At 64.2% G+C, this 26,078-nt stretch carries 20 protein-coding genes; 9 read left to right on the top strand and 11 right to left on the bottom strand.

All coding sequences use genetic code 11. The features are described 5' to 3' along the window. Positions 1-56 precede the first annotated feature (56 nt). On the bottom strand, positions 57-995 hold the full coding sequence (locus tag AB8717_RS18855; RefSeq protein WP_443748862.1) for a dienelactone hydrolase family protein: 939 nt from the start codon (positions 993-995) through the stop codon (positions 57-59). 280 nt (positions 996-1,275) lie between these two features. On the opposite strand from AB8717_RS18855, the gene dnaK reads away from it, so the two are divergent. Further along, on the top strand, positions 1,276-3,174 hold the full coding sequence (dnaK, locus tag AB8717_RS18850) for a molecular chaperone DnaK (RefSeq protein WP_443748861.1): 1,899 nt from the start codon (positions 1,276-1,278) through the stop codon (positions 3,172-3,174). Positions 3,175-3,414: 240 nt separating this feature from the next. Beyond that, positions 3,415-4,590 carry a molecular chaperone DnaJ gene (gene dnaJ, locus AB8717_RS18845; RefSeq protein ID WP_443748860.1) on the top strand — a complete coding sequence of 392 codons (1,176 nt, stop codon included), beginning with the start codon at positions 3,415-3,417 and terminating at the stop codon, positions 4,588-4,590. 77 nt (positions 4,591-4,667) lie between these two features. Here dnaJ and AB8717_RS18840 read toward each other — a convergent pair whose 3' ends face one another. Further along, the gene (locus AB8717_RS18840) at positions 4,668-5,072 is read right to left on the bottom strand and encodes a hypothetical protein (RefSeq protein WP_443748859.1); all 405 of its coding nucleotides are present in this window, start codon (positions 5,070-5,072) and stop codon (positions 4,668-4,670) included. A 305-nt stretch (positions 5,073-5,377) separates the two neighbouring features. On the opposite strand from AB8717_RS18840, the gene dapB reads away from it, so the two are divergent. After that, positions 5,378-6,136 (top strand): 4-hydroxy-tetrahydrodipicolinate reductase, encoded by a 759-nt coding sequence (gene dapB / locus AB8717_RS18835; protein ID WP_443748858.1) that lies wholly within the window; start codon positions 5,378-5,380, stop codon positions 6,134-6,136. A gap of 63 nt (positions 6,137-6,199) precedes the next feature. Here dapB and AB8717_RS18830 read toward each other — a convergent pair whose 3' ends face one another. The 4 genes from AB8717_RS18830 to coaBC all read right to left on the bottom strand — a co-directional run bounded on the left by AB8717_RS18830 (position 6,200) and on the right by coaBC (position 8,949). After that, the gene (locus AB8717_RS18830; protein WP_443748857.1) at positions 6,200-6,541 is read right to left on the bottom strand and encodes a hypothetical protein; all 342 of its coding nucleotides are present in this window, start codon (positions 6,539-6,541) and stop codon (positions 6,200-6,202) included. Positions 6,542-6,666: 125 nt separating this feature from the next. Continuing rightward, a complete protein-coding gene (locus AB8717_RS18825; protein WP_443748856.1) occupies positions 6,667-7,035 on the bottom strand; it encodes a hypothetical protein in 369 nt (122 codons plus the stop codon). A gap of 268 nt (positions 7,036-7,303) precedes the next feature. Further along, positions 7,304-7,765, bottom strand: a complete 462-nt coding sequence (dut, locus tag AB8717_RS18820) for a dUTP diphosphatase (RefSeq protein WP_443748855.1) — start codon at positions 7,763-7,765, stop codon at positions 7,304-7,306. After that, positions 7,765-8,949: a bifunctional phosphopantothenoylcysteine decarboxylase/phosphopantothenate--cysteine ligase CoaBC gene (gene coaBC / locus AB8717_RS18815; protein ID WP_443748854.1), complete on the bottom strand. Its 1,185-nt coding sequence runs from the start codon at positions 8,947-8,949 to the stop codon at positions 7,765-7,767. Before coaBC ends, dut begins: the two co-directional genes overlap by 1 nt. A gap of 68 nt (positions 8,950-9,017) precedes the next feature. Here coaBC and AB8717_RS18810 point away from each other — a divergent pair, with 68 nt between their 5' ends. Both AB8717_RS18810 and AB8717_RS18805 read left to right on the top strand, forming a co-directional pair. Continuing rightward, a complete protein-coding gene (locus AB8717_RS18810; RefSeq protein WP_443748853.1) occupies positions 9,018-9,665 on the top strand; it encodes a hypothetical protein in 648 nt (215 codons plus the stop codon). A 41-nt stretch (positions 9,666-9,706) separates the two neighbouring features. Beyond that, positions 9,707-11,206 carry a hypothetical protein gene (locus AB8717_RS18805; protein ID WP_443748852.1) on the top strand — a complete coding sequence of 500 codons (1,500 nt, stop codon included), beginning with the start codon at positions 9,707-9,709 and terminating at the stop codon, positions 11,204-11,206. Here the strand turns inward: AB8717_RS18805 and ubiB are convergent. The 3 genes from ubiB to AB8717_RS18790 form a co-directional block, all read right to left on the bottom strand. Beyond that, complete coding sequence (gene ubiB / locus AB8717_RS18800) at positions 11,181-12,686, bottom strand: 2-polyprenylphenol 6-hydroxylase (RefSeq protein ID WP_443748851.1); 1,506 nt, start codon at positions 12,684-12,686, stop codon at positions 11,181-11,183. The two genes, AB8717_RS18805 and ubiB, sit on opposite strands and share 26 nt — an antisense overlap. Before the next feature lie 10 nt (positions 12,687-12,696). Then, positions 12,697-13,470 (bottom strand): class I SAM-dependent methyltransferase, encoded by a 774-nt coding sequence (locus tag AB8717_RS18795; RefSeq protein ID WP_443748850.1) that lies wholly within the window; start codon positions 13,468-13,470, stop codon positions 12,697-12,699. Positions 13,471-13,560: 90 nt separating this feature from the next. Then, complete coding sequence (locus AB8717_RS18790; protein WP_443750922.1) at positions 13,561-14,034, bottom strand: response regulator; 474 nt, start codon at positions 14,032-14,034, stop codon at positions 13,561-13,563. Positions 14,035-14,257: 223 nt separating this feature from the next. Here AB8717_RS18790 and AB8717_RS18785 point away from each other — a divergent pair, with 223 nt between their 5' ends. Both AB8717_RS18785 and pbpC read left to right on the top strand, forming a co-directional pair. Further along, on the top strand, positions 14,258-19,252 hold the full coding sequence (locus AB8717_RS18785) for an alpha-2-macroglobulin family protein (protein WP_443748849.1): 4,995 nt from the start codon (positions 14,258-14,260) through the stop codon (positions 19,250-19,252). A 135-nt stretch (positions 19,253-19,387) separates the two neighbouring features. Further along, positions 19,388-21,532 carry a penicillin-binding protein 1C gene (pbpC, locus tag AB8717_RS18780; protein WP_443748848.1) on the top strand — a complete coding sequence of 715 codons (2,145 nt, stop codon included), beginning with the start codon at positions 19,388-19,390 and terminating at the stop codon, positions 21,530-21,532. A gap of 245 nt (positions 21,533-21,777) precedes the next feature. Here the strand turns inward: pbpC and AB8717_RS18775 are convergent, their stop codons facing one another. Both AB8717_RS18775 and AB8717_RS18770 read right to left on the bottom strand, forming a co-directional pair. Then, on the bottom strand, positions 21,778-23,433 hold the full coding sequence (locus tag AB8717_RS18775) for an MFS transporter (protein WP_443748847.1): 1,656 nt from the start codon (positions 23,431-23,433) through the stop codon (positions 21,778-21,780). A 394-nt stretch (positions 23,434-23,827) separates the two neighbouring features. Continuing rightward, positions 23,828-24,859: a LacI family DNA-binding transcriptional regulator gene (locus tag AB8717_RS18770; protein WP_443748846.1), complete on the bottom strand. Its 1,032-nt coding sequence runs from the start codon at positions 24,857-24,859 to the stop codon at positions 23,828-23,830. A 186-nt stretch (positions 24,860-25,045) separates the two neighbouring features. On the opposite strand from AB8717_RS18770, the gene AB8717_RS18765 reads away from it, so the two are divergent. Then, positions 25,046-25,288, top strand: coding sequence for a hypothetical protein (locus tag AB8717_RS18765; RefSeq protein ID WP_443748845.1), 243 nt, complete (start codon positions 25,046-25,048; stop codon positions 25,286-25,288). A 56-nt stretch (positions 25,289-25,344) separates the two neighbouring features. Beyond that, entirely contained in the window at positions 25,345-25,965 is a 621-nt protein-coding gene (locus tag AB8717_RS18760) for a carbonic anhydrase (protein ID WP_443748844.1), read from the top strand. The last annotated feature ends 113 nt before the right edge of the window (positions 25,966-26,078 follow it).

Genomic DNA, 26,078 nt, shown 5'->3' with positions numbered 1-26,078 from the left:
CCAAGTAAATTCTGGCCAAGTAAATTCTGGAACCAGGGCTGAAAAGCCCGGGTTTTTTACAGGTACTTTTTGAACCAGTCGAGGCAGTCGGCCCAGGCGATCTTCGATGCGTCCGGATTGTAGCTCGGGCGATAGTCGGCGAAGAAGGCGTGCTGGGTGTTGTCGAGCACGATAATGTGCGACGGCGTCTTTTTTGCCGCTGCAAGGGCGTCGTTCATGCGCTGGACGCTGGCCACCGGAATGCCCTGGTCGTGGTCGGCATAGAGTCCCAGCACCGGCTTTTCCAGCGTGGCGGCGATGTCCATCGGCCACGGACGGTCTTCGGCCCCCAGGAACTGGTCCCTGGCCGGGCGCTCAAGACGGCCGTACCAGGCGACGCCGGCCTTGATTTCAGGCAGGGTCGCCGCGGCCATCCACACCGGCGTGCCGCCCCAGCAATAGCCGGTAATGCCGACGCGGGCCATGTCGGCAAAGCCCTTGCCGCCGAACATGCCGTGCGGCTGGCCGATATCGGTGGGATTGGCCAGCCATTTCAAAGCCGCCTTGATGTCGTTCATTACCTGCGGATAGGTCGCGGCCTCGACCAGCGGGCGGACCTGGTCGATATTGGAAAGCGCTGCGGCATTGCCCTTGCGCGCGAAGAAGTCGAGCGCGAGGGCCGCATAGCCCTGCTTGGCGAAGCGCCGGCAGATGTCGCGGATATAATCGTGCAGGCCGAAGATTTCCGATACGACGATGATGACCGGATGCCTGCCGGGCTTGGCCGGCATGGCGACATAGGCCGGGATCTGGTAGGCGCCTTCGTCGCTCAGCGGCGCGATGGTGATGTTTTTGGCGAACAGGCCGTCCGTGTCGGTGGTGATGGCCTGCGCCGTCGCGGTGCCGGCCGACAGGGCGTAGCCGGCGAAGAACAGGCCCGACAGGGCACGGCGGTTCAGGTGAAAGTCGGCGGGTTCGGACCCTTCCGGGCGGGTAATGTTGACGATCGTGTCCATGTGTCTGTCCTTGTCTGCCCACCTGACTCCGTGGTTTTAATGTTTTCACGTCGTGTGACAAGCGGCCCTGTCGCGGCGGAATGCCCCGTCCGTAAAAAATCGCGCAATACCCTTGCGGCCCATGCGGGATTTCCCATATCCCGGACTGAAGCCGGGTGTGTCCCAAGTCGGTCACAATCGGTCAAAGTAACAATTTAACCTCATCGGGGATGGACAAGCGCGGTGCTTTCTTCATAAGGCTGCCAAAACCATTCGCCTCAACGGAGCAGAATTCAGACCCATGGCTAAAATCATCGGTATCGACTTAGGGACGACCAACTCCTGCGTGGCCGTCATGGACGGCAAGAATCCGAAGGTCATCGAAAACGCCGAAGGCGTACGCACGACCCCGTCGGTCGTCGCCATCGTGGATGACAGCGAACGCCTGGTCGGCCAGCCTGCCAAGCGCCAGGCCGTGACCAACCCGTCCAACACCTTCTTCGCCATCAAGCGCCTGATCGGCCGCACGTACAACGATCCGATGGTGCAGAAGGACAAGGGCATGGTGCCCTTCGAAATCAGCAAGGGCCCGAACGGCGACGCCTGGGTCAAGGCCCACGGCAAGGACTATTCGCCGCAGCAGGTCTCGGCCTTCATCCTGCAAAAGATGAAGGAATCGGCCGAAGCCTATCTCGGCGAAACCGTCACCCAGGCCGTCATCACGGTTCCGGCCTACTTCAACGACGCCCAGCGTCAGGCCACCAAGGACGCCGGCCGCATCGCGGGCCTGGAAGTCCTGCGCATCATCAACGAGCCGACCGCGGCGGCCCTGGCCTATGGTCTCGAAAAGAACGACGGCAAGAAGATCGCCGTTTATGACCTTGGCGGCGGCACCTTCGACGTCTCGATCCTCGAAATCGGCGACGGCGTCTTCGAAGTGAAGTCGACCAACGGCGACACCTTCCTGGGTGGTGAAGACTTCGACATGCGCATCGTCGATTACTTGGCCGACGAGTTCAAGAAAGAGAACGGCGTCGATCTGCGTTCCGACAAGCTGGCCCTGCAACGCCTCAAGGAAGAGGCGGAAAAGGCCAAGAAGGAACTGTCGACGACGGCGCAATACGACCTGAACCTGCCGTTCATCTCGATGAACGCCTCGGGTCCGCTGCACCTGAACCTCAAGCTGACCCGCGCCAAGCTGGAAAGCCTGGTCGAAGACCTGATCTCGAAGACGATCGGCCCCTGCCAGCAGGCGCTGAAAGATGCCGGCCTCAAGGCTTCGGACATCGACGAAGTCGTCCTGGTCGGCGGCATGACCCGCATGCCCAAGGTTATCGACGCGGTTAAGACCTTCTTCGGCCGCGAGCCGCACAAGGGCGTCAACCCGGACGAAGTCGTGGCGCTGGGTGCTGCCGTCCAGGCCGGCGTTCTGCAGGGCGACGTCAAGGACGTGCTGCTGCTCGACGTCACCCCGTTGACGCTCGGCATCGAAACGCTCGGTGGCGTGTTCACCCCGCTGATCGAACGCAACACGACGATCCCGACCAAGAAGAGCCAGGTGTTCTCGACCGCCGACGACAACCAGTCGGCCGTGACCATCCGCTGCTTCCAGGGCGAACGTCCGATGGCCGGCGACAACAAGCTCCTAGGTCAGTTCGACCTTGTCGGCATCCCGCCGGCGCCGCGCGGCGTGCCGCAGATCGAAGTCACCTTCGACATCGACGCCAACGGCATCGTCAACGTCCACGCCAAGGACAAGGCGACGAACAAGGAGCACTCGATCCGCATCCAGGCCAATGGCGGTCTTTCGGATGCCGATATCGAGCAGATGGTCAAGGACGCCGAAGCCAACAAGGCGGACGACGAAAAGCGCAAGGCGCTGATCGAAGCCCGCAACCAGGCCGACGCACTGGTCCATTCGACCGAAAAGTCGCTGAAGGAATTCGGCGACAAGGTTCCGGCCGCCGACAAGACGGCGATCGAAACCGCGCTTGAAGACCTGAAGTCGGCAAAGGACGGCGAAGACGCCGAAGACATCCGCGCCAAGAGCCAGACCCTGATCCAGGCGTCGATGAAGCTTGGTGAAGCCATGTACGGCCAAGGCGGCGGTGAAGCCGGCGAGGCCGGTGAAGCGGCCGAGGATGACGGTGTTGTCGATGCCGAGTTCGAGGAAGTCGACGACGGCAAGAAGAGCGCCTGAGGCCCTTGCCATGACCGCCGGAACCCTGATTTTGGATCTTCCGGCGGTGCCAAAACGCGATGAAGGTGCGACGGCAAGGTTTGACTCCTTGCCGTCGCCGACCTTAAGGTTCGCGAAAACGAAAATTCAACAATTCAAAACAATGGCCAGACGGCCGCTAACCCGCCGGAAAACAGTTTCTGGTACTTTGGCCGTTATAACGGCGGGTGTGAAGCGTCGGTCGTCATCGGGGCGAGTACAATGAGCAAGCGTTGCTATTACGAAGTGCTGGAGGTCGAACGGTCCGTCGATGACGGGGCGCTGAAATCCGCTTTCCGCAAGAAGGCGATGGAGCACCATCCCGACCGCAACCAGGGCGACCCGCACGCCGAGGCGCGCTTCAAGGAAGTCAACGAAGCCTATAGCGTCCTGTCCGATGCGCAAAAGCGCGCGGCCTACGACCGTTACGGCCATGCCGGCATGAACGGCCAATCGGCCGGCGGCGGGTTTGGCGGCGGCTTCGGCGGTAGTGCGCAAGGCTTCTCGAACGTCGAAGACATCTTCTCGGAAATGTTCGGCGACATCTTCGGCCAGCAGCGCCGGCCGTCGGGCCCGCAGCGCGGCGCCGATGTCCGCTTCGACTACGAAATCACGCTGGAACAGGCCTACAAGGGCGCCGAGGTCGAGATCAACATCCCGACCACCATGACCTGTGAAGTCTGCTCCGGCTCGGGCGCCAAGCCCGGCACGCGTCCCCAGACCTGCCAGACCTGCGGCGGCGCCGGCCGCGTCCGCGCCTCGAACGGCTTCTTCGCCGTCGAACGCACCTGCCCGAGCTGCAACGGCCAGGGCCAGACGATCAAGGACGCGTGCAGCGCCTGCCACGGCCACGGTCAGGTCCGCCAGAACAAGACGCTGAACGTCCATATCCCTGCCGGCGTCGATGACGGCGCGCGCATCCTGCTCAAGGGTGAAGGCCAGGCGGGCGCCAAGGGCGGGCCGAAGGGCGACCTCTATATCTTCCTCGGCGTGGCCGAACACGACATCTTCGAACGCGACGGGCTCGATCTCCACTGCACCATCCCCGTGCCGATGGAAACGGCGGTCCTGGGCGGCGTCATGGAAGTGCCCTGCCTGATGGGCGGCGAGAACTGCGACGGCCAGTGCAAGCTGGAGGTCAATATCCCCGAGGGCGCCCAGACCAACCACAAGGTCAAGCTGAAGGGCCGCGGCATGCCGGGCCTCAATTCGCGGGCCAAGGGCGACCTGATCGTCGAGCTGTTCGTCGAAACGCCGAAGAACCTGACGGTGCGCCAGAAGGAACTGATGCGCGAATTCGCCGAAATCTCGCAGGCCCAGACCTACGCCCAAAGCCAGGGTTTCATGGGCAAGGCCAGGCGTTTCTGGGACGACATTACCGGCGCCGCTGCGCAGTAGCCGCAGCGTCGTCCGCCGACATTCGAAAGGCCGCCAGTGATCTGGCGGCCTTTCTTTTGTCAAATACGCCGTTGAGGTCAGGTCAGGCCCAGGGCTTCCCGGATGGCATTGACCTGATCAGTCCAATACAGGTAGTCGGAACGCGCGGCGTCGGCGAAATCCCGGTCCTCGTCCATGGATTCCTGGTACATGCTTTCATAATAGGCGCGTTCTTCTTCCCATCGTGGAAAACAATCCGGATCTTCCCCGCACTGATTTTCGGACATGCTGATATTGTTCTCGATAATCGTAAGCTGGACACCGTCCTCGTGTTCCTGATCCGTCCAGGTCTCGATTTCCATTTGTGCATAGGCTTGCTGGGCGAGCGCTTCGTTGTAATCTTCTATCGTATAGGCCGAGGCCGTCCCCGCCATAAATGCGACAGTGCCGGCCACGCCGGCCGCGACGAGCAGCTTGCGAAGCGTGCGGTAAGATTTGAGCATTTTGTGTTTCCTCTTGATTGATTTTAATTGAATTGTCCAAAGACACTATATGGATACCGCACTTCAATCGTCTTTCAATTGCAAATGTGATCGTTAAAGTGCAAAAATGACATCTTTAGTCATTTTGATGCATCTTTTGAGGGTATAATTTTCGCAAGTGGCAGCGACCCAGACGTTGCGCCGAGCCAAGCTGCGGGCCGCGCATTTCGAATGTCTTGCGGTTCCATGCGCTTCCTTTTGCATTTGCCTTTGACGCTCTGGTTTCAAACCCTTATCGGAAGCTCAGTCCAATCAAGGGGTCCGTCATGGCTACCGCTTCCGCATTTCGTTTCGCCGTCAATGGCTACAAGGGCCGTATGGGCCAGGCCGTCCTGCGCGTGCTCGAGGACCGCAAACTGCCGGTGGCGTCGAAGTTCGACAAGGGCGAGCTGCCGAACCTGGTTAAGGCCGACGCGGTGATCGACTTCTCGACGCCGGAAGCGTCGCTGGCCCTGCTCGAGGCCTGCGCCAACGAGGGCCTGAGCCGTCCCAAGCCCCTGGTCCATGTCATCGGGTCGACCGGCTTCACCGACGAACAGATCGCGCGCATTCCGCAATTTGCCGAACGCGTCGTCATCATCCGTTCGGGCAACTATTCGCTGGGCATCAACCTGCTGGCCGGGCTGCTCAAGCAGGTCACGGCGCGTCTCGAAGCCGAGGAATGGGATGTCGAAATCACCGAAGGCCATCACCGCCGCAAGGTCGATGCGCCTTCCGGTACGGCGCTGTTGCTGGGTGAAGCCGCGGCGTTCGGGCGCGGCGTCCGGCTGAATGACGTCAAGGTGACGGCGCGCGACGGCATTACCGGTCCGCGCGGCGTCGGCGATATCGGGTTTTCGGTGGTGCGCGCCGGCGGTATCGTCGGCGAGCATTCGGCGATCGTCGCCAGCGAGGACGAAATCATCACCCTGTCGCACAGCGCGCGCGACAGGACGCTGTTTGCACGCGGGGCCATCCAGGCGGCGCTGTGGGGCCGCACGCAGAAAGCCGGCCTGTACGACATGCAGGACGTGCTCGGCTTCTGATAAATTAAGGGCGGCACTCCGGTTGGAACGCCGCCCTGAATTTTAGGGTTTGACGACGCCGTCTCAGGCTTTCTTGGCCTCGAACTTCATCGTGGTCTTGAAGCTGCCCAGCGCCGCGATGACGCCGTAAGCGAAGAAATACATCAGAAGCAACTGCACGATCGGGCCGAGGTGACGCAGGTCGGGCAGGGGCGCGACGCGGTGCCCGGAAAGGGCCGGCAGCACCAGGCGGATGGCGTAGACGACGGCGACGGCCAGGAAGGCCTTGAGGGCGGGCTTGTCGCTCTTGGGCTGGAAGAGACCGATGAGGAGGCTGACGATCAGCACCATCAGGAGGTTGACGGCCGCCAGGGAATCCTGAAGCAGATCGCCGAAGGACAGGGCGGAATTCCAGATATCGTTCATGAAGCTTGTTCCCTTATGGCTGGATACGTTTACGCATACGCGACCAAACAGCCCCCTGAACCCTGCCCCTAGTCTTCATGAACCATGATGAACCGAAGATGAACAGGCGTTAACCTTGTGGGGGATCAACTTTCCGAGATGATGGGGACGATGACCGGCGGACGGCGCAGGTCGATGGGGCTCATCAGGCGTTTGACAAAGCCTACGCCAGCGACGATGGCCCAGGCCACGCCATACAGGACAAGGGTCTGGATGCCGGTCTCGATCTGGTTGAAGTCGGGCCAGATGGCGTCCGCGCCGTAGATCACCGGCCACAGGCCGGCGACGATCAGGGCAGGTATGACGGCCAGCGGCGCCTTCAGCCAGCTTCGACCGCGCCTGAAGATCATGCCGACGAACAGTCCGAACACGATCACGGGAACCAGGTTCAATCCGATCAGGGCCGCCCGCGTGGAATCCACCATGGCCCAGAGAAATTGCGTAAACTCGCCCATATACTCAGTCTTTCACTGGCGCTCCGCTTTTGCCGCGGATGCGCGTTACAAGCACCAATCCTGCCGGCCCGGAGACCAAGGGCCGGCACCTGCCTCCCAAGGACAGGGACGGGCCGTTAAAAATCGATACGGACCGTAGAGGTGGAACGGTGCAGTGCTTCGCTGTGCCAGTGAAGTGAGATAATGTGGTTATATGATCACATATGTGTGTCGTTAGGCGAGTGAATTTCACCTGAGGGGAGAAATATAAAACGAAAACAAGGTTATATTAGCGTCCAGTGGAACCGAAGCCGCCTTCACCGCGGGCGGTCGATTCGAGCGATTCCGTCTGTTCCCAGACGATCCGGGCGTGGCGGGCGACCACGGCCTGGGCGATCCGGTCGCCGCGGCGAATCACGAAATCCTCCGAACCCAGATTGACCAGGATGACGCCGACTTCGCCGCGATAGTCGGAATCGACGGTGCCGGGCGAGTTCAGGCAGGTGATGCCGAACTTGAGCGCCAGGCCCGAGCGCGGACGCACCTGCAGCTCATAGCCGTGCGGCACCGCGACCTTGAGGCCGGTCGGCACCAGCGCGCGGCCGAGCGGCTTCATGACCAGTTCCTCGCCATCGGCAATCGCCGCGCGCAGGTCCAGGCCGGCCGAGCCATGGGTCTCATAAGCCGGCAAGGGCAGGCCTTCGGCGTTCGGCAATTGAATGACGTGGGCGGTGATCTCGGGTTCGGACATTAAAGTTTCTTCTGGATGTAGTCGGCAAGGAAATCGGCGACGGCCGTCTTGGTGTCGCCGGGAATGGGGGTAAAGCCGCTGAGGTCGAGCAGGGTCGCGCTGTTGTGCGCCGAGCCGAAGACGCCTTCGGAGACATTGTTGGCGACGATGGCGTCGCAGCCCTTGGACGCCAGCTTCGCCTTGGCATAGTCCTCCAGCGAACCGGTTTCGGCGGCGAAGCCGATGACGACACGTGGGCGCATCTCGAGGTGCTTCGACACGGCCTCGAGGATGTCGGGATTCTTGACGAAGGTGACCGTCATTTCGGGCTCGGCGGTCTTCTTCTGCTTTTCCGTCGCGGCCTCTTTCGGCCGCCAGTCGGCGACGGCGGCGACACCGACAAAGATGTCGGCCGGCAGTTCGGCGTGGACGGCGTCGAACATGTCTTGCGCGCTCTCGACGTCGACGCGGCGTACACCCGGCGGAGTCGGTAACGCCACGGGGCCCGACACCAGGACGACCTCTGCGCCTTCGCGCGCCAGCCGTTCGGCGATGGCGTAGCCCTGGCGGCCGGACGACCGGTTGGTCAGGCCGCGCACGGGGTCGAGCGGCTCGAAGGTCGGCCCGGCGGTGATGACGACCTTGCGCCCGTTCAATGCGCCGGAATGGCCGATGCGCCCCAGAATAGCCGCCAGGATGGCCTCGGGTTCGCTCAGGCGCCCAAGGCCGAACTCGCCGCAGGCCATGTCGCCTTCCTCAGGCCCGACGAACGACACGCCGTCGACCTTCAGTTGCGCCAGGTTGCGTTGCGTGGCGGCATGGTGCCACATGCGCACATTCATCGCCGGCGCCATGAGCACGGGCTTGTCTGTGGCCAGCAAAAGCGTCGAGGCCAGGTCGTTGGCCATGCCTTGCGTGGCCTTGGCCATCAGGTCGGCGGTGGCGGGCGCGACGACGACCAGGTCGGCCTGGCGCGACAGCATGATATGACCCATTTCGGTTTCGTCGGTCAGGTCGAACAGGTCGGTATAGACCTTGTCGCCCGACAGGGCGGCGGCGCTGAGCGGTGTGACGAACTCTTGTGCCGCGCGCGTCAGCACGACCCGGACGTCCATTCCCGCCTTCTTGATCAGGCGGATCAGTTCCAGCGACTTGTAGGCCGCGATGCCGCCGCCGACGATGAGCAGTATGCGCTTTGGGTCCATTGGGCTCTTCCGTTTGAGCGGCTTGTGTCATAGATCGGTAGGATGAGGCAAGGGACGGGGGCCGGATCATGAAAGAATTGCGGATCGCATGTGTCGCGATGATGCTGGTCCTGGCGGGCTGCGACGCCGGGCCGTCGGCCGTGGTCCACGACGGCGACGGCAAGGGTGTGTCGGACAATGCCAAACCGTCGCCGCAGGCCGTTGCCGCCGCACCCCGCGCCGATGCCGAAGCGTCGATGGCGGTGATCGATGGCGCGCCGCCTGAACCAGAACCGGCGTTGGCCGCCGCGCCGGCCCACGATCATACGGATGCGCCACACTACGGTACCGCGCTCAAGACCGGCATGAAGGCGGACATCAGCGACAGCGCCTATGGCGACTGGCCGCTGTGGTCGTCGAACCGCAAATATTCCGCAGACGACAATGCCCACTACCAGTTCGAAAAGCACGGTCCCGAATTCGGCGCCAAAAGCTATGAGCAATATGTCGCCATGGCGCACGCCTTCGTGCACACACCGCCGCCGGGTACCGAGACGCTGAAGCGCAGGAACGGCGATACGCTGTTCTACGATGGGAAAGGCAATGTCTTTGCCGTCATGACGAAAAAGGGCGCGCCGCGCACCGTCTTCCGCCCGGACGAAGGCAGGGCCTACTGGGACAAGCAGAAGGACATCGAGGCCGCAAAGGCTGCCGGCCGCGACGACGATGCCGGATAAGGTTTATGGGATGGTAACCGCTTTCGGCCACTGTCCCGGCCATGAGCGCTGACGGCCGAACCCTGAAAATCGATGCGCGTGTATTGCCGCTGGCGATCATAGCGCTGGCGGTCGTGATCCGCTGCCTGGTGCCGATCGACGCCAATATCGACTGGCTGGTCAGCAATTGCCGCCGTTTCCTCGATGGCGCGCGCCTCTACAAGGACATTGTCGAAACCAACCCGCCCATGGCCATCTTCATCTACCTGCCGGCGACGGTGGTCGAGCGCCTGACCGGCCTGCCGGCGGAAGGCGTGTTTACCGCCATGTTGCTGGCGGCGGGTACGGCGTCGGCCTGGCTGTTTCACCGGCTGGTTAGGGACGGGTCGAATGTCCTGCTGGCCAGCGTCCTCTTCGCTGTTCTGGTCGCGCCCTTGTCGGCCTTCGGGGAGCGCGAACACGTTGCCCTGGTCCTGCTCCTGCCGCTCTATGGCGTGGCGATCCGCCGGGCGGGCGGAGCAGCCGTCGCATGGCCGCTGATCGTGCTGGCCGGCGGACTGGCGGGCCTGGCGCCGATGATCAAGCCCTATTTCGCCCTCGGCGTTGCCGCGCCCTATCTGTTTATCGCCGTCAAACGCCGCAATCCGCTGAGCCTGCTGGCGCCGGAAGCCCTCATCGCCGGGACCATGCTCGGCGCCTATGCCCTGCTGGTGGCGCACTTCATCCCGGCCTATGCACAGGAGGTCGTGCCGCTGCTGGTCGACCTCTATCAGCCGATGCGCCTGCCGCTCAACGAGGTGCTGATCTCGTTCAAGCCGATCATGTGGGCGCTGTCGGCCATCTGTTTGTACCTGGCCATTCGCCGGCGCCTGTTCGATTCGGTGACGGGCGTGCTGGTCGCGGCCTCGGCGGGTTTCCTGCTGGTCATGATCGTCCAGGGGCGTAATTGGCCCTACCATGCCTATCCGGCGGTGGCGCTGATGCTGATGGCGATCCCGCAGGCGGTCGTGCCCGCCCTGACCTCGGGCGACCCGAAGCAGCGCGTGCCGGCGATCGCCGCCGCGATCGCGGCCCTTGCCCACCTCAGCTATTTCGCGGGCTTCGGCTATGGCGGCGGTGGCGTTGTCGCGCCGATCCGGGCGGCGGTGAAGCATCCGACCGTCATGTCGATCTCGTTCGACCTGACGCCCGGCCATCCGATTACAACTGAGACGCACGGCACCTGGGTCGGCACCTATTCCAGCCGCTGGATCACTGCCAATGCCAACTATCTCTTGCAACGTACGGCCGATCCGGCGCGCAAGGCGAAGCTCAAGGCCTGGCTGGCCTATGACCGGACGGTCGCCAATCGCGACCTGATGAAGCGCCCGGATATCGTGCTGGTGGGCCTGGGGCCGTTCAACTGGCCGGGCTGGATCGACGCCGATCCGCAAACGCACAGCCTGATGCAGGATTACGCGCCGCTGGCCAAGGACACCCTGACACCGGCGCAAAGGCAGCGCTACGAAGGCATCGAGGCTTTCGTCCGCAAGGACCTTATCGCAGCGCCAGCCAGACCATGACGCCAAGGCCGAGCAGCGAGATCAGCAGCGCCACATAGCCGACCGTGCGGCTATGGCGCAGTTCGGCGCGCAGGGTGTCCGCGTCGGCCGGGATCGCGACGGGCACGGCCGCCGGCTCATCGAGCCTTTTGATCAGCTTTTCGAGCAAACGTTTGGCTTCGTTCAGCGGCGACAGCTCGCGCGAAATCCACGCCTTGACGACCGGGCGCGCGGCTTCCCACAGGTCGTGCTCGGGATAGATGCGGCGCGCCACGCCTTCGACGCTGACCATGGTCTTTTGCAGCAGGACCAGCTCGGGGCGCAGATGCATGTCGAATTGCGCGGTGATCTCGAACAGCTGGGTCAGCAGCCGGCCCATGGAGACCTCAGTCGCCTTCTGGCCCAGTACAGGCTCGCCGACGGCGCGCAGGGCCTGGGCGAAGGACTCGACATTCTGGTGGCCGGGCACGTAGCCGGCCTCGAAATGGACCTCGGCGACGCGCTTGTAGTCGCGGCGCAGGAAGCCCCACAGCATTTCGGCCAGATAGCGCCGCTCCTGCGGGCGCAGGCGGCCGATAATGCCGAAATCGATGGCGATCAGCTGGGCCGGAGCCTGGACGAACAGGTTGCCCTCGTGCAGGTCGGCGTGGAAGACGCCGTGGTCGAGCGCCTGCGACAGGAAGGCGCGGATCAGGTTGTCCGCCGTTTCCTTGTGGTCGAGGCCGGGCAGTTCCAGCGCTTCGGGGCTGGACAGGGGCGTGCCGTCGGCCCATTCGGTGACGATGACGCGGCGCGACACCTGGTGCCACACGACTTTTGGCGCGCGCATATAGGGTTCGGCATTGATGATATTGCCGATCTCGTCGCACGCCGACGCTTCCAGGCGCAGGTCGAGCTCAAGCAGCAGCGACTGCGCCACCGTGGCGACGAACGCCTCGGGTTCCAGCCGGCGCGACAGGGGCACGAAGATATGGACCAGCCGCGCCGACAGGGTCAGCATGGCGATGTCGGCGGCGATGATCTCTTCGATATGCGGGCGCAGGATCTTGACCGCGACCTTGCGGCCGTCGAGGAGCACGGCTTCGTGCGCCTGGGCGATCGAGGCGGCGCCCAGCACGCCGCCGAAGTCCGCGAAGATGGCGTCGATCGGCTTGCCCAGCGACTCGACGACCGTGGCTTCGGCGACGGCCTGCGAGAAGGCCGGCAGCTTGTCCTTCAGGTGGCTCAGATCGGCGATGAACTGGCGGCCGAAGATGTCGCCGCGCGTCGACAGGATCTGGCCCAGCTTGATGAAGGCCGGACCGAGGTCGTGAAACGCCAGGGCATAGCGCTCGCCCGGCCGCAGCTTTTCCTTGCGGGCGAAGATCGCGCGCAAGACACCGGCCAGGAAACGCGGGATCGGCGGCAGGAGGTGCGAAACCTCCCTGGGGATCAAGGCGTCGTGGCGCAGCAGGACAAGGCCCGTGCGCATCGTACGCATCCATGTGGCGAGACTGGCCATCGCGGAAACTTTATGCCCAGCCTTCGTGCAGGGCGCAGATGCCGCCCGAGAAGTTGGTGTAGCTGGCGCGGCGGAAACCGGCCTTGAGCATCATGGCCTTGAACGTCTCCTGGTCGGGGAAGCGTTTGATGCTTTCGACCAGGTACTGGTAGGACTCGCGATCCCTGGCCACCAGCTCGCCCATCCACGGGATGACCTTGAAGCTGTAGGCCTCATAGATTTTGGCGATCGGCGTCGCGGTCGGGTGCGAGAATTCCAGGCAGAAGAAGCGGCCGCCGGGCTTGAGCACGCGCTGTGCTTCGTTCAACGCGCCCTGGACGTCCGAGACATTGCGGATGCCGAAGCTGATGACATAGGCATCGACCGTGCCGTCGTCGATCGCCAGGTTCATGGCGTCGCCGACGGACCAGGTCAGCTCCGGCTCGGTGCCGCGCTGGCGGCCGGCCAGGATCATGTTTTCGTTATAGTCGATGACGCGGATTTCCACGTCCTTGGCTTCATAGCCGCGCGCCTGGCGGCGGGCCTTGGCGGCGCGCGCCAGCCTGGCCAAACGGCGCGCGATATCGCCTGTGCCGCCGGCCACGTCGAGAATGACCTCGCCCGGCTGCGGGTTCAAGCGGGCGCAGGCGGCGTCCTTCCAGACATGGTGCACGCCCAGCGACATGACATCGTTCATCAGGTCGTATTTGGGGGCGACGCGGGCAAACACGTCGTGCACCAGCGAGACCTTTTCGCGGGCATCGACGTCCTTGAAGCCGAAGGGGGAGGTGGCGGTGTCGGACATGCCTTGTCTTTACCGGCAAAAGATTGCGATTGGAATAAGTTTCGTCGTTTTGGGTGCGCCGCGGCAAGTCGCCGCAGGGTGGGGCCGGCGTCACTCGGCCTTGTCGGATGCCCGGCGGAACGGGCCGCGATATTCCGGATTGACCTTGCGGCGGCGGTCCGGACCCATATAGTTGGCCGACTTGACCCAGCTGCGCTCGTTGTCGATGACGCTGCGCATGCGGTCGATCAGCGCCTTGGCGGTCAGGGGCTTGGCCACCAGCTCGTTGACGCCGGCGTCGCGCGCCTCGATGACGCGGCGGCGGTCGGTGTGGCCGGTCATCATGATGATGGGCACATAGGGGTGCGGGCTGTCGGACCCGCGGCGGATCAGCTTGGTGAATTCGATGCCGTCCAGCTGTTCCATCATCAGGTCGAGCACGATGACGTCCGGGCGCCAGTCGCGCACGATTTCCAGCGCTTCGATACCATCGGAGGCTTCACGGATCATGGTGATGCCCATGGACCTCAGCATCGTACAGACAATCACCCGCATGTAGTGATTGTCGTCGACCACCAGAACCATGACGCGGGCAAATCGGCTGGCCAAAGACGCGTTTCTTTCGGGACGTTGATGGAGGTAGGCTTGGAAACACTCACAAAGATGAGGGTCCGCCTGGGCGAAGCAGTCCCTCACTATCTGTATTTGCAAATTTCGTAAAACAAAGATTGATTTGTGCCCTGATCCGCGCTTTTCATTTCGAAAATGCACGGACGCGCAGGCGCCGTGCCTGGCGGTGGGGGCCAACATGATCGACTGGCACAACAGGACGCTGATCGCGGGTGCGGCGGCGGTGCTGATCTCCGGGTTCTGCGTAGGGTTTCTGACGGCGAAGGCGACCAACGGCGGACACGAAACGTCCACCGTCGCGGCGTCTGGCGTGCTCGACGGGCCGGCGACCGGCCTGTTCGGCAAGCCGCGCGACAAGGACGCCAGACGCGCTTCCGACGTCAAGCCGATCGGTTTCGACACCTGGAAACAGCGCCTCGACACGTCGGGTGACAGCGCGCGCGCCTGCGTGCAGTTCTCCAAGCCGCTCGACCCCACCAAGCCCTATGGCGACTTTGTCGTCGTTTCGCCCGCCCTGCCGTCGGGCCCGGCGGTCTCGGTCAAGGGCGATGAGCTGTGCGTCTCGGGCTTCGGCTTCACCGACCGCCGCATTACGCTGCTGAAGGGCCTGCCCGGCCAGGGCGGCGACACGCTGAAGGCCAATCGCGACTTCGACTTCTCGTTCGGCGAAAAGCCCCCCTATGTCGGCTTTGCCGGCAACGGCGTCATCCTGCCGCGCGAAGAGGCCGACGGTGTCGCCATCGAAACTGTCAATGTCTCGGCCCTGGCCGTCGAGGTCTGGCACGTCTCGGACCGCAACCTGGTGCGCAAGAGCGTCTCGGCGCCCGATCCCGTGGCCGAAGGCGACTATGATTACGAATACGGTGAGGATGCCGCCGACGATATCGGCGTCAAGATCTGGACCGGCAAGGTCGGCGTCAAGCAGGGCAATGGCGACCGCGTGACGACCGTCTTCCCGCTGGGTTCGGTACTGAAGTCGCTGAAGCCCGGCGCCTATGTCGTCAAGGTGCGCGACGCCTCGGGCGGCCGTGACAAGAAGCCCGACGACCAGCCGGCCCAGGCGCGGCGCTGGATTCTCTATACCGACATGGCGATGACGACCTACAAGGGCCAGAGCGGTCTCGATGTCGTCGTGCGCTCGCTGAAGTCGGCCAAGCCGATGGGCGGCATCAAGGTCGACCTGGTCGCCACCAACGGCGATACGCTGGGTGAGGCGCGGTCCGGCGTCGATGGCCGCGTCACCTTCAATTCGGCCCTGCTCAAGGGCACCGATGCGCTCCAGGCCAAGATGGTCATGGCCTACGGGCCGAACGACGACTACACGGCCGCCGATGTGCAGCGTGCGCCCATGGACCTGACCTCGCACGGGGTCGGCGGACGCCAGGACGACGACAATGTCGCCGAAGGCCGCGCCAACAGCTATGGCGTCGATTCCTACGTCTATACCGACCGAGGCATCTATCGCCCCGGCGAAACCGTCCACCTCGTCGCCATGGTGCGCGACAACGAAGGCAAGACGGTCAAGGACCGCAAGGGCGTGCTGATCGTGTCGCGGCCGTCCGGCATCGAAGCCTTCCGCTTCCGCTTCGAAGAGACAAAGCAAGGCTTCGCTGCCGCCAATATCGCCCTGCCCAAGACCGCGCCGCGCGGCCAGTGGTCGGCGAAAATCCAGCTCGACGGCATGGAGTCCGCCGCGGGTTCCACCAGCTTCGCGGTCGAAGACTTCGCGCCGCAGCGCCTGGGCGTCGATATCAATGCCGACGCCAACAAGCCGATGCTGAGCCTGACGGAACAGCGCCCGGTGCGCGTGTCGGCCCACTACCTGTATGGCGCCATCGGTTCGGACCTCCAGGTGACGGGCGAGGCGCGCATTCGTCAGGATCCGAACCCGTTCCCGGCCTACAAGGACTATACGTTCGGCGATTCCGCCACGCCGTACGAAGAAAAGTACACCGACCTGCCGGCGACCACGACGGACGCCCAGGGCAATGCGCTCTTCCCGTTCCAGGCCTCGCTGGCCGGCGACACGACGCAGCCGCTCAGCGTTACCGTCACCGCCTCGGTCTTCGAGCCGGGCGGCCGTCCGGTCAAGGAATCGCAAACCCTGCACATCATGCCGTCGCCGCTCTATCTCGGCGTCAAGGTCGACCAGAAGGACAGCAACTCCTGGCGCGATACGCCGCAGATGATGTTCAACATCATCGGGCTGACGCCGCAGGGCCAGAAGGTCGCGCTCAAGGGCGTGCAGGTCAAGCTGATCGCCGAGCACTGGGACTACGACTGGTACATCCAGGACGGCAAATGGAACTGGCGTTCGACGCACCGCGACGTGCCGGTCTTCACCAAGAGCTATGACCTGAACGCCAATACCGGCGTGGCCATCCCGAAGGGGCTCGACTGGGGCGATTATCGTCTTGAGGTCGAGGTTCCGGGCAAGGCGCGCACCGTGGCGCGTTTCGCCTCGGGCTGGGGTTCGTCGCAGAAGGGCTCCGACGCCCCCGACTTCGTGCGCCTGTCGACCGGCGGCAAGCACTATAACCAGGGCGACACGGTCGACCTGACGCTGAAGGCCCCGTACAAGGGCGAGGCGCAGATCGCCGTCGCCACCGATCACGTCATCGACCTGAAAACCGTCAGTGTTGGCGACGGCGGCACGACCGTGCGCCTGAAGACGACCTCGGCCTGGGGCGGCGGCGCCTATGTCATGGTGTCGGTCATCCAGCCGCGCGATCCGGTGACGGCGTCGAAGCCGCGCCGCGCCATCGGACTGGTCTATATTCCGCTCGACGCCAGGAACCGCAAGCTGCAGATCGACCTGCCGGCCAGCGACCAGCCGCAGAAGCCGCAGCTCGACAAAAACGGCCACGGCTATATCGACGTGCCGGTCAAGATCAACGGGCTCAAGCTGGGCGACCGCGCCCGCGTCTCGCTGGCCGTGGTCGACCAGGGCATCCTCAACCTCACCAAGTTCCAGACGCCGAACCCGGTCGACTGGTATTTCGGCAAGAAGGCCCTGGCCGTCGATTATAACGACGACTACGGCCGCCTGCTCGACCCGAACCTGGGTGCGCCGGCGCCGATCGAATTCGGCGGCGACCAGATCGGCGGCGAAGGCCTGACGACGACCCCGATCCGCACGGTCGCCCTGTGGTCCGGCGTGATCGAGACCGGCATGGACGGCAAGGCGACGGTCCGGCTGCCGATCGCCAAGTTCAACGGCGAATTGCGCGTCATGGCCGTGGCCTGGACCGACGATGCCGTGGGCTCGGCCGCGCAGAAGATGATCGTGCGCGAACCGGTGGTCATGGACCTGGCCCTGCCACGCTTCCTCAATCCGGGCGACAAGGCGTTTGCGACGCTCGAACTCGACAATGTCGACGGCAAGCCCGGCATCTACACCGCCATCGTCAAGGGCCTGCAAGGCCTGGTGCTGGCCTTCGAGAAGGCGTTCAACCTCAACCACAGCCAACGCGTCATCCAGGCCATCCCGATGACCGCGCCGAACACCACGGGCATTTCGACCGTGCATATCGGGCTGAACGGCCAGGGCTATACCTTCAGCGACGACTTCCAGATCCAGACGCGCAACGGCTGGGGCCCTGAAAACCGCGTGTCGGTCGACCAGCAGCCGGTGAACGGCGTCTTTGCGCCGTCGCCCGCACTGCTGGCCGGCCTGCAACCCGGCTCGGCCACGCTCCAGGTCAGCTACTCGCCCTTCCGCAATATCGACCCGGCGCCGATCGCCGCCGCGCTCGACAAATATCCGTACGGCTGCACCGAACAGGTGACGTCGGCCGCCATGCCGTGGCTTTATGCCGACCCGTCCATGGTCGGCAAGGACAAGGCGCGTCCGTCCGACTACGCCTTGAAGACGGCGGTGCAGAAGATCCTCGACCGCCAGTCGGAAGACGGGGCCTTCGGCCTGTGGCGTGTCGGCGACGCCGAAGCGACGGGCTTCATCGGGGCCTATGCCACCGACTTCCTGTTGCAGGCCCGCGCCCACGGCGCCTATGTGCCTCAGGAGGCGATCGACAAGGCGATGAACGCCATGCGCAGCCTGTCGCGTCCCGATGGCTTCGCCTCGATCAACTACCAGCTGTCGGCCCCCGACTACTGGCGCTTCCTCGGCATGACGCCCGAGCAGTATACCAAGCAGCTGCGTTCGCGCGCCTCGGCCTATGCACTCTACGTCATGGCCAAGGGCGGCACGGGCGACCTGGCCCGCTTGCGCTGGTACCGCGACGTCCAGTTCCGCGACGAACAGTCGCCGCTGGCCCGCGCCCAGGTCGCCGCCGGCCTGGCCATCATGGGCGACCGCGCCCGTGCCCGCCTGGCCTTCCAGCAGGCGATCGAAAAGATCGGCTATTCCGATCCCAACGACTGGTACCAGTCGCCTCTGCGCGACCTGGCGGGCGTCATCGCCCTGGCCTATGAATCGGGCAATCCGGACATCGGCGCCTCGCTGACCTCGCGTCTCGAAAACGCCATGAAGGCGCCGTCGGCGCTCAATACCCAGGAACAGGCCTTCATCCTGCGCGCGGCCTCGGCCATGCTCAGGGCGGCGGGCCCGACCCACGTGGCGGCCAATAACGTTTCGGTCCTGCCGGGCGGCCTCAACGTCCAGCGCTTCGGCGTCACCACCTTCAACGGTGTGACGTTCAAGAATACCGGTTCCGGCCCGCTGTGGCGCACGGTGACGGTCATCGGTACGCCGGTCGCCCCGCCGTCGAGCCTGGCCAGCGGCCTCAGCCTGACCAAGAGCTATTATGCGCTTAATGGCCAGCGCATCGATCCGTCGCACCTGACCCAGGGCGACCGCATCATCATCGTCATCTCCGGCCATTCCGACCGGGCGGAGACGCGGCCGATCGTGGTCGACGACGCCCTGCCGGCCGGGTTCGAGATCGACTCGACCCTGTCGTCGGAAGACGTCTCGAACGGGCCCTTCCGCTTCGTCGGCGCGCTTTCCGATACCAAGGTGCAGGAAGCCCGCGACGACCGTTTCGTGGCGGCGCTCGACGTATCGTCGTCCAAGGACTTCGTCGTCGCCTACATGGCGCGTGCGGTCAGCCCGGGCGACTACTACCTGCCGGGGGCCGAGGCCAAGGACTTCTATCGTCCGGAAACCTTCGGCCGCACCTCGGGCAGCCGCACCGTGATCGCGGGACGGTAACAAGGAAAACCCTCCTCTCCCCTTTCAAGGGGAGAGGACGGGCGCATGCGCCCGGGTGAGGGGTAAAAACAGACAGAGCGTACGCGGAAGATGACAGTGGACCCCTCATCCGACCCTGCGGGCCACCTTCTCCCCTTGAAAGGGGAGAAGAGGAAGACAGGCGGCTTCTCTTTCTCGCTCCTGTCGTTCAATTTCGACCGCTTCATCCCCGCCCTGGTCAAGGGTCTGATCGGCCTGGTCGGAGCGCAGGTGGCGATTTGCTCGCTGAACCTGGCCCTGCCGCCCGACATGACCAAGGCCGAGCGGGCCTCGGCCGTGGCGCTCGACCGCAACGGCGCGTGGCTGCGCGCCCTGCCGGTCGACGATGGCCGCTGGCGCATTCGCGCCGACCTCGACCGTACCGACCCGACCTTTGTCCAGCACCTGCTCAAGATCGAGGATGAGCGCTTCTACTGGCACCCTGGCGTCGACGCCACGGCGGTGGCCCGCGCGCTGTTGTCCAACCTGCACGCCGGCAATATCGTATCGGGCGGCTCGACCATTACCATGCAGACGGCGCGCCTGTTGTCGCCGCACCCGCGCGACTACGGCAACAAGGCGGTCGAAGCCTTGCGCGCCTTGCAACTGGAGCTGCGCTATTCCAAGCGCGACATCCTGTCGATCTACCTGTCGCTGGCGCCCTACGGCGGCAATCTCGAAGGCGTGCGCGCCGCTTCGCTCAGCTATTTCGGCCACGAGCCGGAAAGCCTGACGCTGGGCGAACAGGCGCTGCTGATCTCCCTGCCGCAGGCACCCGAGGCCCGGCGCCCCGACCGCCACGCATTCGCCGCCCGCGTGGCGCGAGACCGTATGCTGGCGCGGCTGCAAAAGGCCGGCGCCGTCGACGGCCTCCAGGTCCGCGAGGCGATGAACGAGAAGATCGCCTCTCAGCGTCTCGTCTTCCCGGCCATTGCCTGGCATACGGCGGGCCGGCTGGCGCACGCGGTCAAGGGGTTGCAGGCGACGGTGGTGACCTCGCTCGATTCCAACCTGCAACAGCGGCTCGAAATCCTGGCGGCGGGGACGGCGAAACAGCAGGGACCCAATACGTCCGTCGCCATCCTGGTGATCGACATAAAAACGCGCGGGGTGCGGGCTTCGGTCGGTTCGGGCGGGCTCAACCGGCCGGGCGGCTGGGTCGACATGACGCGCGCCGTGCGCTCGCCCGGCTCCAGCCTCAAACCCTTCATCTACGGCTTCGGCTTCGAGGACGGCCTTATCGCCCCCGATACGCGGCTGATGGACGTGCCGACGCGCTTCGGCGACTACCAGCCCGAGGATTTCGACCGTGTTTTCCACGGCGAGGTCTCGGTCAAGGAGGCCCTGGTCAATTCCTTGAACGTGCCGGCGGTGTCGGTGCTGAGCCGCGTTGGCCCGGACGCCTTCGAAGGCCGGCTGGAAGCGGCAGGCGTGCAGCTTTATCGCCCGAAATCGCGTCTGCGCGACGCCGGCCTGGCCCTGGCGCTCGGCGGCGAAGGCATCCGGCTCGACGACCTGGCCCTGCTCTACGCGGCGCTGGGCGACCATGGCCTGTCGAAACCACTGGCCTATACGGTGGATGACGAACAACAGCGCCTGAACGACGGCGGTACACGGCTGATGCGCGCCGAAGCGGCCGACAAGATCGTCGCCATCCTGCGTGAAACGCCTCCCCCAGCCGGCCGCCTGCCGGGACCGCTGATGCGCGCCGGCAACCGCCCGGCCTTCAAGACCGGCACCTCCTACGGCTATCGTGACGCGCTGGCGGTGGGTGTGGCGGGGGGCTATGCCGTCATGGTGTGGACCGGGCGCCCCGACGGGGGCGCGCGCGCCGATCAGACCGGGCGCGAGGCTGCCGCCCCCTTGTTGTTCGATGTTTTCGACCTGCTGCAGGCGCCGTCGCAACTGCCGGCGCCGCTGGGACCGGCGCGGGCGCCGGTCGCGCTTAAAGCATTGAACGGGCCGGATTCACGCGCTTCGATCCTGTTTCCGCCCAAGAACACGACCGTCTATGTCGAGGCTTCGGGCAGCGACGGCGCGGGCAATCTCAAGGTCGTGCGGCCGCTGAAACTGTCGGCGCGGGGTCAGCGTCCCGTGACCTGGTATATCGACGGCCAGCCCCTGGCGGCCGACGGCAATGGCGAATTCAGCTGGTTGCCGCGCGCCGAGGGCTTCTACGACCTAACCGTGATCGATGCCGCCGGCCATAGCGACAAGAGCCATGTCCGGGTAAAGGCCATCGACGGCACAGGCCCGCAATAATTTATACCTCCCTGTCGCGAAACGATGGGGAGGGGGACCGCACGACTGAACCCTTGCGCAGCAAGGGAGAAGGAGATGTGGTGGTGGGGATTCTTGCTTCCTTTTCAGTCACAGGTGCTGGAAGACAGCAAGATTCCCCACCACCACCCTTCGCTTACGCTCCGGGCGGTCCGATGGCTTGCGAAAGCTATACTTTCGCTGGCGCCAAACCCCATTTTTCTGCGAAAAACGGGGAGATACAAACTTTACTCGATCGTATGGAGGTCGCGGCCCTTGGTTTCCTTGAGGAAGAAAAGCGACACGGCGACGGCGAGCAGGCCGGTGACGATCGGGTACCACAGGCCGAAATAGATATCGCCGGTCGCCGCCACCATGGCGAAGGACAGGGCGGGTTGCAGTCCGCCGAACCAGCCTGTGCCGATATTGTAGGGCAGGCTCATGGCGGTGTAGCGCACGCGCGTCGGGAACATTTCGACCAGGGCCGAGGCCATGGGGCCGTAGAGCGCCGTACAGGCGACCGCCAGCACACAGAGAACACCGAACATGGCCCACAGATTGGCCTTCGCGGGATCGGCCTTTTCGGGATAGCCGGCGGCCTTCATCGCCGCCTTGATATCCTTGGTCGCCTTGTCTTTCAGCGCCTTGATGCCGGCCTTGTCGAGGCCCTGGCCCGACGGTACGGCGATCTGCGCCGCGCCGACCTGGACGACCGCGCCCGTGCCCGGGGCGGCCTTGTTGACGTAGGAGACGCCGACATCGCTGACCACGCGCTTGGCCAGGTCGCAGGGCGAGGTGAACTGCGCCGTGTTCAACAGGTCGAACTGGAAGGTGCACTGCGCGGGATCGGCGACCACGACGACCGGGGCGCGCTTGGTCGCCGCTTCCAGGTCGGGGTTGCCGAAGTGCAGCAGCATCTGGAAGCCGGGATAGAAGAACAGGCTGGCCAGCAACATGCCGAAGACCATGACCGGTTTGCGGCCGATGCGGTCCGAAAGCGTCGCGAAGGTGATGTAGAGGAAGCTCGACACCAGCGTCATGCCCAGCGTCAGAATGGTGATCTGCATGGGATCGAGCTTGACCATCTTGTCCAGGAAGACCTGGGTGTAGAAGAAGCTGGTGTACCAGATCACGCCCTGGGCGGTCATGAAGCCGAACAGCGCGATCAGCATGCCCTTGAGATTGCCCCAGCGCGTGAAGATTTCGCCGAGCGGCGCCTTGGCCAGACGCCCTTCGTCGTGCAGCGCCTTGAAGGCCGGGCTTTCGGCGGTTTTGGCGCGGATATAGACCGACACGGCCAGAAGACCCGACGAGACGATGAAGGGAATGCGCCAGCCCCATTCGCCGAAGATCTTTTCGCCGACCAGGGTTCGCGTGATCAGGATGATGCCAAGCGCCGAGATCAGGCCGAAGGCGGCCGAGGTCTGGATCCAGCCGGTAAAGCCGCCACGCTTGTTGGACGGGGCGTGTTCGGCGACATAGATGGCCGCGCCGCCATATTCGCCCCCCAATGCGAAGCCCTGGACGACGCGCAAAGCCACCAGCAGGATCGGCGACAGGGCGCCGGCCTGGGCGTAGGTCGGCAAGAAGCCGATGGCGATCGTCGCCAGGCCCATGACCAGGATCGTATAGAGGAAGGTGCCCTTGCGGCCCTTTTTATCGCCGATATGGCCGAAGACCAGCGCGCCGACCGGGCGCGCGATAAAGCCGACCGCAAAGGTCGACAGGCTGAGGAAGGTGCCGAGCGTACCGGGCACGCCGGCGAAGAAGTTCTTGGCGATGATGCTGGTCAGCGTGCCGAAGATGAAGAAGTCGTACCATTCGAAGGTCGTGCCGGCGGCGCTGGCCGCGACGATGGTCTTGAGGCCTCGCGTTGCCGCGCCGGCTGTCTCGGCTTTCGCCATGGTTCGCCCCTGCATGTCTTTACAACCCCGTTATCCGGGTCCTGACAGGCATTTGACCGAAAGATGGGGCGAAAACAAGAGCGGAGGCGGAATGGGAGATGAAAGACCGCTTCCGGCGGTGAGGGGGATGGGCCGGAAGCGGTCAGTCAGACGATGCAAGGTCGTTTGGCGGCGCCGTGGCGGGGGCTCGCGGTTTGGGGGGAAGTACCGCGGAACCTCAGGCAACTGGCGGGGTCGCCGTGGGGGGTGAGAGGGGACCGGACCACCGCGCCTTGCAATCGTTTGCAGGATATAGTGTCGACGATTAACAAATCAAGAATCAAATGTGTCGGACACGTAAAAAGTGTGGATTTGTGCTACCTGATCTGAAAATACTCGGAAAATGCGAGTACAATCAGCCGGTTGTGGAGGCGCGGATGACCAGGCGGGCGGGGATGACGCTCGACGGCGTCGCCGTGCCGTCCAGGCGGCGGAACAGCAGTTCGACCATCAGGTTGGCGGCGACCTTCAGGTCCTGGCGGACCGTGGTCAAGGGCGGCGACATATACTGGGCCAGTGGCACATCGTCGAAGCCCGCGACGGCGACATCGGTGGGAATGCGCAGGCCGGCATCCATCAGGGCGCGCTGGGCGCCGCCGGCGATGACGTCGGATGCGCAGAACAGGGCATCGAAACGTTCGCGGCTTTCGATCAGTTTGCGCGTCGCCTCATAGGCCGAAACATGGGCGAAGGTGCTGACGACCGGTTCGCCGGCTTCGATGCCGACGCTGTCGAGCGCTTCGGCATAGCCGCGATGACGGGCGCAGACTTCCGGCACCGCCATGGGACCCACGAAACGGATGTAGCGGCGGCCGATGCTGAGCAGGTGGTCGGTCGCCAGGCGGCCGCCATAGACGTTGTCGACGCCGACCGAGCAATAGGCGGATTCGGGCGAACGCTCGCCCCACACCACCATGGGCATGTAGCGGCGGGCCACGTCGCTGAGGCCGGCGCTCTGGTCGCTCTGGCCGATCATCAGCATGCCGTCGAAGCGGTGCGACTGGATCAGGGCCGACAGCCAGCCTTCGCGCGCGGACGGCGCCTTGCTGACCAGAAGGTCGTAGCCGCGCTTGATGACCTCGTCGGTCAGGTGGCCGACCATTTCGATGAGGAACGGGTCGGTGGCGCGCTGGTCGGTCTGCTGGCCGATCGGCAGGACGACGCCGATGGTGCGCGTCGTCTGCATGCGCAGCGTCCGCGCCGAGTGATTGACGGCATAGCCGGCTTCCTCGGCGATCGCTTCGATCTTGTCGCGCAGGGGCTTAGGGATAAGGGAGCTGCCGGCCAGGGCACGCGAGACCGTCGAGACCGACACGCCGGCCAGGCGGGCAACGTCGCTCATCTTCAGGCGCGCCGGCGGCGCTGTCGTTGATTCGGAATCGCTCATGGGGCGGTAAAATCGGCAGGGCAAAAGGCGGATCGCAATTGATATCCCCAATTGCGTGAACAGGACAATAACATAGATACCTCAACGTCAACTTTCCGCGCGGCTCTTTTTGAATCGCCCGCTGAGTGCACCCCCTTGGCGGCGGCCTCGTTTTAGAGTTAACTCCCGCTAAACCAGGGGGTCCCCATGAAGTTTCCCAGTCCGTTGCGCGCGCCTGAAGGCCTGACCTCCTATGCCCGCACCAGCCGTGTGCGTCCCGTACACCTGGCGATCAACCTGTTCGAGGGCCTGTTGGCCCTGCTGGGCGTCGTCGTGCTTATCCTGCTGATCCGCTACGGCTCGTTCGAGAAGGCCGGGCTGGCCATTGACGGCGGCATCGATGCGGTGCGCACCTTCGTCCTTGGTCTCGCGCACGCACAAAAGGCTTGATTCCCGATCCGTCGCGACGTTAAACGGCGGCGGGTTTTTGCAAGGGATCGCCGTCAATGCTGGACAATCTGATCGAGAACAACCGTATCTGGGCCGAGAAGAAGACCCAGGTGGACCCGGAATTCTTCCGCCGTCTCGTCAGCCAGCAAAACCCCGAATACTTCTGGATCGGCTGCTCGGACTCGCGCGTGCCGGCCAATGAAATCGTCAATCTCGATCCCGGCGAAATGTTCGTTCACCGCAACGTCGCTAACCTCGCCCCGCCCCAGGACGCCAACTACCTGTCGACCCTGCAATATGCCGTCGCCGTCCTCAAGGTGAAGCACGTGCTGGTCGTCGGTCACTATGGCTGCGGCGGCGTGCGCACGGCGCTGGAATCCGAAGACCACGGCCTGATCGACCACTGGCTGTCGCCGGTGCGCGAACTGGCGCACACGCACCGCCATGAACTGGATGAATGCGCCGACCAGACCGCGCGCGTCGATCATCTGTGCGAGCTGAACGTCAAGGCGCAGGTGCGCAATGTCACGCTGAACCCGATCACGACCGCCGCCTGGCGTGCCGGCCAGGACCTGACCATCCATGGCTGGGTCTACAGCATCGCCAACGGCCATGTCACCGACCTGGGTGTCAGCATCGCCAGCGAGGACCAGCGCGTCGCCGTCTACGGGCTTTAACGAACGCTAAACGGACCTTAACAGGCGTTAACTGTCCACACCGGGTTATCCACAGGCCGGCCCGACTTATGCACTTCGCAGGTGCCCAATTTTGGCTTATGACGCGGGTAGTT

Origin of the sequence: Asticcacaulis solisilvae (genome assembly GCF_052327315.1) — a bacterium.
Taxonomy (GTDB): domain Bacteria; phylum Pseudomonadota; class Alphaproteobacteria; order Caulobacterales; family Caulobacteraceae; genus Asticcacaulis; species Asticcacaulis solisilvae_B.
Note: the sequence above shows the minus strand (reverse complement) of the source record. Positions and strands in the feature narration are given on the sequence as shown.

Bases quoted from the DNA above. Each gene is read 5' to 3' on its own strand.
- AB8717_RS18855 (WP_443748862.1), bottom strand. From the start codon at position 995: ATGGACACGATCGTCAACATTACCCGCCCGGAAGGGTCCGAACCCGCC.
- dnaK (WP_443748861.1), top strand. From the start codon at position 1,276: ATGGCTAAAATCATCGGTATCGACTTAGGGACGACCAACTCCTGCGTG.
- dnaJ (WP_443748860.1), top strand. From the start codon at position 3,415: ATGAGCAAGCGTTGCTATTACGAAGTGCTGGAGGTCGAACGGTCCGTC.
- AB8717_RS18840 (WP_443748859.1), bottom strand. From the start codon at position 5,072: ATGCTCAAATCTTACCGCACGCTTCGCAAGCTGCTCGTCGCGGCCGGC.
- dapB (WP_443748858.1), top strand. From the start codon at position 5,378: ATGGCTACCGCTTCCGCATTTCGTTTCGCCGTCAATGGCTACAAGGGC.
- AB8717_RS18830 (WP_443748857.1), bottom strand. From the start codon at position 6,541: ATGAACGATATCTGGAATTCCGCCCTGTCCTTCGGCGATCTGCTTCAG.
- AB8717_RS18825 (WP_443748856.1), bottom strand. From the start codon at position 7,035: ATGGGCGAGTTTACGCAATTTCTCTGGGCCATGGTGGATTCCACGCGG.
- dut (WP_443748855.1), bottom strand. From the start codon at position 7,765: ATGTCCGAACCCGAGATCACCGCCCACGTCATTCAATTGCCGAACGCC.
- coaBC (WP_443748854.1), bottom strand. From the start codon at position 8,949: ATGGACCCAAAGCGCATACTGCTCATCGTCGGCGGCGGCATCGCGGCC.
- AB8717_RS18810 (WP_443748853.1), top strand. From the start codon at position 9,018: ATGAAAGAATTGCGGATCGCATGTGTCGCGATGATGCTGGTCCTGGCG.
- AB8717_RS18805 (WP_443748852.1), top strand. From the start codon at position 9,707: ATGAGCGCTGACGGCCGAACCCTGAAAATCGATGCGCGTGTATTGCCG.
- ubiB (WP_443748851.1), bottom strand. From the start codon at position 12,686: ATGGCCAGTCTCGCCACATGGATGCGTACGATGCGCACGGGCCTTGTC.
- AB8717_RS18795 (WP_443748850.1), bottom strand. From the start codon at position 13,470: ATGTCCGACACCGCCACCTCCCCCTTCGGCTTCAAGGACGTCGATGCC.
- AB8717_RS18790 (WP_443750922.1), bottom strand. From the start codon at position 14,034: ATGGTTCTGGTGGTCGACGACAATCACTACATGCGGGTGATTGTCTGT.
- AB8717_RS18785 (WP_443748849.1), top strand. From the start codon at position 14,258: ATGATCGACTGGCACAACAGGACGCTGATCGCGGGTGCGGCGGCGGTG.
- AB8717_RS18775 (WP_443748847.1), bottom strand. From the start codon at position 23,433: ATGGCGAAAGCCGAGACAGCCGGCGCGGCAACGCGAGGCCTCAAGACC.
- AB8717_RS18770 (WP_443748846.1), bottom strand. From the start codon at position 24,859: ATGAGCGATTCCGAATCAACGACAGCGCCGCCGGCGCGCCTGAAGATG.
- AB8717_RS18765 (WP_443748845.1), top strand. From the start codon at position 25,046: ATGAAGTTTCCCAGTCCGTTGCGCGCGCCTGAAGGCCTGACCTCCTAT.
- AB8717_RS18760 (WP_443748844.1), top strand. From the start codon at position 25,345: ATGCTGGACAATCTGATCGAGAACAACCGTATCTGGGCCGAGAAGAAG.